This is a genomic window from Paraglaciecola sp., assembly GCF_051252315.1.
Taxonomy (GTDB): domain Bacteria; phylum Pseudomonadota; class Gammaproteobacteria; order Enterobacterales; family Alteromonadaceae; genus Paraglaciecola.
This window is the reverse complement of the sequence record NZ_JBPOFP010000232.1, coordinates 1-2718: the sequence shown is the minus strand read 5'-3', so window position 1 is coordinate 2718 and position 2718 is coordinate 1. Positions and strand designations below refer to the sequence as shown.

At 43.7% G+C, this 2718-nt stretch carries 3 protein-coding genes; 2 read left to right on the top strand and 1 reads right to left on the bottom strand.

Features of this window, described 5'->3' with window-relative positions; translation table 11 throughout:
• Positions 1–536, bottom strand: a 536-nt coding sequence (locus tag ACSHXM_RS21540) for a LysR family transcriptional regulator (protein ID WP_435692440.1), incomplete at its 3' end; no start/stop codon positions are given.
• A gap of 160 nt (positions 537–696) precedes the next feature.
• On the opposite strand from ACSHXM_RS21540, the gene ACSHXM_RS21535 reads away from it, so the two are divergent.
• Both ACSHXM_RS21535 and ACSHXM_RS21530 read left to right on the top strand, forming a co-directional pair.
• Positions 697–1647 (top strand): HPP family protein, encoded by a 951-nt coding sequence (locus ACSHXM_RS21535; RefSeq protein ID WP_435692438.1) that lies wholly within the window; start codon positions 697–699, stop codon positions 1645–1647.
• Positions 1648–1736: 89 nt separating this feature from the next.
• On the top strand, positions 1737–2645 hold the full coding sequence (locus tag ACSHXM_RS21530) for a LysR substrate-binding domain-containing protein (RefSeq protein ID WP_435692436.1): 909 nt from the start codon (positions 1737–1739) through the stop codon (positions 2643–2645).
• Positions 2646–2718: the final 73 nt, after the last annotated feature.

Sequence of the window (2718 nt, the reverse complement as noted above, 5' to 3'; positions counted from 1 at the left end):
ATGTAGAAATAAGGCTCACTTTGCGCTTTGCCTTGTACTCTGATCAGTTTTTCATCAAGTAAATTCTCGACTATCATATTAGAGCTGTATTCTACTTGGTGCACTAACGCCACATCTAAACGGCCGCTGCGCACTTGCTCACACAGCTGTTTGCTATCGCTCACCTCCACCTTTAATGCCTGTTGCGGGTTGGCCTTATTTAGCTCTATTACCCACTTCGCGGCGATGGGGTTCCACAGTGTTAAATCAACGCCTATCGCCAAACTAGTTTTACTGCTATCAGGTAGCGGTAAATCTCGTTTCGCGGCGTGCCATGTCTGTACTATTTGCATGGCGTATGATGTGAATTGCTCGCCGTGTTTGGTCAGAGCTGCACCACTTTTATTACGAACAAATAATGCACACTGCAGCTCTCTTTCTAGCGCCTTTATGCGTGCGGTCACCGTTGTTTGCGTCACATTTAGCTCAATAGCTGCGCCGCTGAAGGTTTTGCTTTGGCAAATAGCCAAGAATGTTTTTGCACTAATATAATCCATGGCACTCACTTGTTATCAAAATTATGAATAATATTCTATATTAAAATTCATTATACATATAACAATGACTCAGCTAGTATTTTTCGCTCTAAAACAGGGCATCAAAACATAGAAGATGGTGCATTTTTCTTCACTAGATAGCATGCAAGGTAACAGCTTAATGTCAGTATTAAACGAATTGCGACTATATTTAGGTTTGCCTGTTAGTCGCTCTTCATTAAAAGATATGCTCGCAGCATCCATAGCGGCTTTATTAGCGATTTTATGTGTACTTTACTTCTCGCAATTAGTGCTTATCTACCTTGATACGACACTGCATTTAACCTTTTTTAATGCTTATGTTGTCACTTCAATCGCAGCGACTGCGGTGTTAGTTTTCGCGGTGCCGCACGGTGCGCTGTCCCAGCCTTGGGCGGTGATCGGCGGTCATCTATTGAGTGCGTTTGTCGGTGTTGTATGTTTTAAATACATCGACAACCAATTACTGGCCTGTGCGGCTGCGGTTTCGCTCGCTATTTTATTAATGTCATTTTTTAGATGTATTCACCCACCCGGTGGGGCGACAGCATTAGGTGCGGTGCTCGGTGGTGAAGCTATTCATGATTTAGGTTTCAGTTATTTATTAGTGCCGACCCTGCTTAACTGTACTATTGTGTTAATAGCGGCGATGGTGATTAACTATCCGTTTGCTTGGCGGCGCTACCCTGCTCATCTTTATTTTAAAAACAACCGGGCAGTCAGTATCTCCCCGGGAGATCGTAAAAATGAAATCACCACTGAAGATTTTTTAAAGGCAATTAACGAGCACGGCTCTTATATTGATATTACCGATGAGGGCTGGGCCGATATTTTTGAAAACGCCAAACGCCACGCTGAATTAGATACTGAGCACCCTACTCAGCTTGAAGTTGAGCACGCTTACAGCAATGGCCGCCTAGGTAAGCAGTGGCAAATTAGACGCATCAGTGTTATCGACAAAAAAAGTATTCAATTTACAGTGTTGACTGGGCTGCAATCGGGCTTATTGGCTCAGTGCTCACATGATGAGTTCCTAGCGTGGGCCAAGTTTGAAGTATCGCTAGATAATAATGTCTGGGTAAGGTCCACTTAGAGCAGTTAGCTTGTTGAAAATCATTATCTTATCTTAATTGATACATGCTATTTTAACCCGTATAAATATCTTGATAAGGTTTGCCAGCGATGAAAAACATCCCCACTGATCTATTACGCACCTTTACTACCATTGTCGATGTTGGCGGTTTTACCCAAGCAGGTGAGTTATTAGGGCGCTCGCAGCCGGCCATTAGCTTGCAGGTAAAACGATTAGAAGAGATGTTAGATGCGCAGCTCTTTCATAGAACTGGCGGTTTAAAACTGAGCGAAAAAGGCCATATATTGTATAACAGTGCCTGTAAAATGCTGGACATTAACGATGCAGTGGTCGCGCGCTTATCGACACCTAAGGTTAGCGGTACGGTGCGTTTAGGCACACCTAATGATTTTGAAGTATCCTTTTTACCGGTTTTATTATCAAAGTTCTCTCGTGCCTACCCCGATGTCAGCCTTAATGTGGTCTCTGATGTCAGTATTAAACTGCGCGCAGAATACCAAAAAGGCGCGCTCGATTTATTGATGTCAGTTGATGATTACCCAAGCCATAAATTCGCTGAGGATGATTTTATTATTGAGCGCTTATCTTGGGTATCAGACCCAGCCTTTAGCCTAGATAAAAACCTACCCATCCCTTTAGTGCTGTACCCTGAGGGTTGTATTTATCGCAAGCGCGTCACTAGCGCATTAAACAAAGCAGATATTGCATGGCGAGTACCTTATTGCTCATCTAGTTTATCTGGGCTGCAATCAGCAATTAAAGCGGGGCTAGGTATTAGCGCGCTGGTTGCCAATACCATCCCAGATATGCTGCATACAGATGAGGATAAGCAATTGCCAGAGCTAGGGTTAGTCACTATTGGTTTTAATTATAGTGAGCTATCCCCCGCCGCCGCTCTACTGCTCGATTATTTACGCAAAGGTTTAAAGCACAGCCAGAGCCATCGTACAGCCAGCAATTTTAGCTATAGCGACAACACCCTGCTGCCTGCTAGCTAAGCCTGCACTTAGTGTGCGATATTTTGGGTTTTAGCCTTTGATGATATTGTGATCAGGGCCAAATGGGAACTTA

Coding starts and splice junctions, on each gene's coding strand:
- ACSHXM_RS21535 (WP_435692438.1), top strand. CDS start 697: ATGTCAGTATTAAACGAATTGCGACTATATTTAGGTTTGCCTGTTAGT.
- ACSHXM_RS21530 (WP_435692436.1), top strand. CDS start 1,737: ATGAAAAACATCCCCACTGATCTATTACGCACCTTTACTACCATTGTC.